The sequence below is a fragment of the Kineococcus indalonis genome, assembly GCF_009906395.1.
Classification (GTDB): Bacteria; Actinomycetota; Actinomycetes; order Actinomycetales; family Kineococcaceae; genus Kineococcus; species Kineococcus indalonis.
Genome location: NZ_JAAALM010000598.1, coordinates 1 through 2,211 on the forward strand (window position 1 = coordinate 1; position 2,211 = coordinate 2,211).

The 2,211-nt window shown below is 78.0% G+C and carries 3 protein-coding genes; all 3 read left to right on the top strand.

Annotated features, from left to right (window positions below):
- Positions 1-1,067: cation diffusion facilitator family transporter (locus GTR00_RS19330; protein WP_166613183.1), on the top strand; the 1,067-nt coding region annotated here is incomplete at its 5' end.
- A gap of 79 nt (positions 1,068-1,146) precedes the next feature.
- Positions 1,147-2,064: a D-isomer specific 2-hydroxyacid dehydrogenase family protein gene (locus GTR00_RS19335; RefSeq protein ID WP_166613184.1), complete on the top strand. Its 918-nt coding sequence runs from the start codon at positions 1,147-1,149 to the stop codon at positions 2,062-2,064.
- A gap of 43 nt (positions 2,065-2,107) precedes the next feature.
- Positions 2,108-2,211 (top strand): pyrimidine dimer DNA glycosylase/endonuclease V (locus GTR00_RS26505; protein WP_407659745.1); only part of this gene is annotated, 104 nt, incomplete at its 3' end.

Here is a 2,211-nt window from a genome sequence, read left to right on the forward strand (position 1 = left end):
GGCTGGCGAAGGCCGTGGGCGGGGTCGTCACCGGCTCCAGCGCGCTGCTCGCCGAGGCCGCCCACTCCGTGGCCGACACCCTCAACGAGGTCTTCCTGCTGCTCTCGCTCAAGCGCGCCGAGCGGCCCGCCGACCGCACCCACCCCTTCGGCTACGGCGGGGAGCGCTTCTTCTGGTCGCTGCTGGCCGCCGTGGGGATCTTCGTCTCCGGCGCCGTCTTCTCCGTCGCCGAGGGCGTCAGCTCCCTCACCGGCGAGCAGGAGGAGACCTCCGGCACGCACTTCCTGGTGATCTACCTCATCCTCGGCTTCTCGCTGCTGCTGGAGGGCGCCTCCCTGGGCAAGGCCCTGCGGCAGGTCGTGCGCGAGGCCGGCGCCGCCCGCCGGCGCCTGCTCACCTACGTGCTGCGCAGCCCCGACCCCACCGTCAAGACCGTCGCCAGCGAGGACACCGTCGCCGTGCTCGGCGTCCTCGTCGCCCTCGCCGGCACCGTCCTGCACCAGGTCACCGGCTCCAACGCCTACGACGCCGCCAGCTCCATCGCCATCGGCCTGCTGCTGGGGCTCGTGGCGTTCCTGCTCGGGCGCGACACCAAGGAGCTGCTCATCGGCGAGGCCGCCGACCCCGCCGTGCGGCTGGAGGCCGTGCGCGTGCTCACCGCCGAGGAGGGCGTCGAGCGCGTGCAGGAGGTGCTCACCCTGCAGCTGGGCCCCAAGAACGTCCTCGTCGCCGCCCGCCTGCAGTTCGCCCCCCGCCTGGACGCCGTCGCGATCGAGGAGCTGTGCACCCGCGTGGAGGAGGGGATGCGCCGGCGCGTGCCCGACATCACGCAGGTCTTCCTCGACCCCAGCCGCGTCACCGGCGAGGCCGACGCCGCCGCCCGCCGCCGGCTGCTCGCCACCGAGCGCGAGGCCGCCGCGCTGCTGGACCCCGGCGCCGAGGACCACGCCGCTCCCGCCGGCGCGGACGGCGCGGACGGCGCGGACGGCGCGGACGGCGCGGGGCGGGTCGGGGCGGTCGCCGTGCCCCAGCCGCGCACCCGCACCGGGCGCCGCCTGCGCGCCTGAGGCCCGCACCAGCGCGGGCCCCCGCCCGGCGCGCTCCCTAGGGTGGGCGGCGACGCCCCACCCACGAGGAGGAAGCACCGTGCCCGACACCCCCGCCGTCCACGTCGGCCCCGGCGAGCGCGAGGAGCTGCAGGAGGCCGTGCGCCGCGCCGGCGGGCGGGTCGCCGACCTGCCGGAGGCCGACGCCGTCGTGTGGGCCGGCGGCCCGCGCGACCTGCCGGAGCTGCCGGCGTCCGTGCGCTGGGTGCAGCTGCCCTCCGCCGGCATCGAGAGCTGGTTCGCCGCCGGCAAGGTCGACCGCGAGCGCACCTGGACCTCCGCCGTGGGCGCCTACTCCGACGCCGTCGCCGAGCACGCCGTGGCGCTGCTGCTGGCCGGCGTGCGCGGCCTGGCCGTCTCCGCCCGCGCCCGCACCTGGGACGCGCAGGCCTCCGCCGCCCCGCAGTCCAGCCTGCGCGGCACCACCGTCGCGATCGTCGGCGCCGGCGGCATCGGCCGGGCGATGGTCCCCGCGCTCACCGCCCTGGGCGCCTCCGTGCTCGCCGTCACCCGCCGCGGGCACGACGTGCCCGGCGCGCAGCTGACCCTGCCCGCCGACCGCACCGGCGAGGTGTGGGAGCGCGCCGACCACGTGGTCCTGGCCGCCCCCGCCACCAGCGAGACGAGGGCCCTCGTCGGCGCCGAGCAGCTGGCCGCCCTCGGCCCGCGGGGCTGGCTGGTCAACATCGCCCGCGGCAGCCTCGTCGACACCGACGCCCTCGTCGACGCCCTCGCCCGCGGCGTGATCGCCGGCGCCGCCCTGGACGTCACCGACCCCGAGCCGCTGCCGGACGGGCACCCGCTGTGGAGCGAGCCGCGCGCCCTGATCACCCCGCACGTGGCGAACCCGCCGCAGCTGCAGTCCGGCGGCCTGGCCGCGCGGGTGGAGGAGAACGTGCGCCGCTTCGCGGCCGGGGAGGAGCTCGCCGGCGTCGTCGACGTCGACGCCGGCTACTGACCCCGCGGTGGCGCGGGCACCCCGCCCGCGCCACGGTGGGGTCGTGCAGACGTTCCTCCCGTACCCCGGCTTCGCCCGTTCCGCGGCCGTGCTCGACGCGCCCCGGCTGGGCAAGCAGCGGGTGGAGACCCTGCAGGTGCTGCGCGC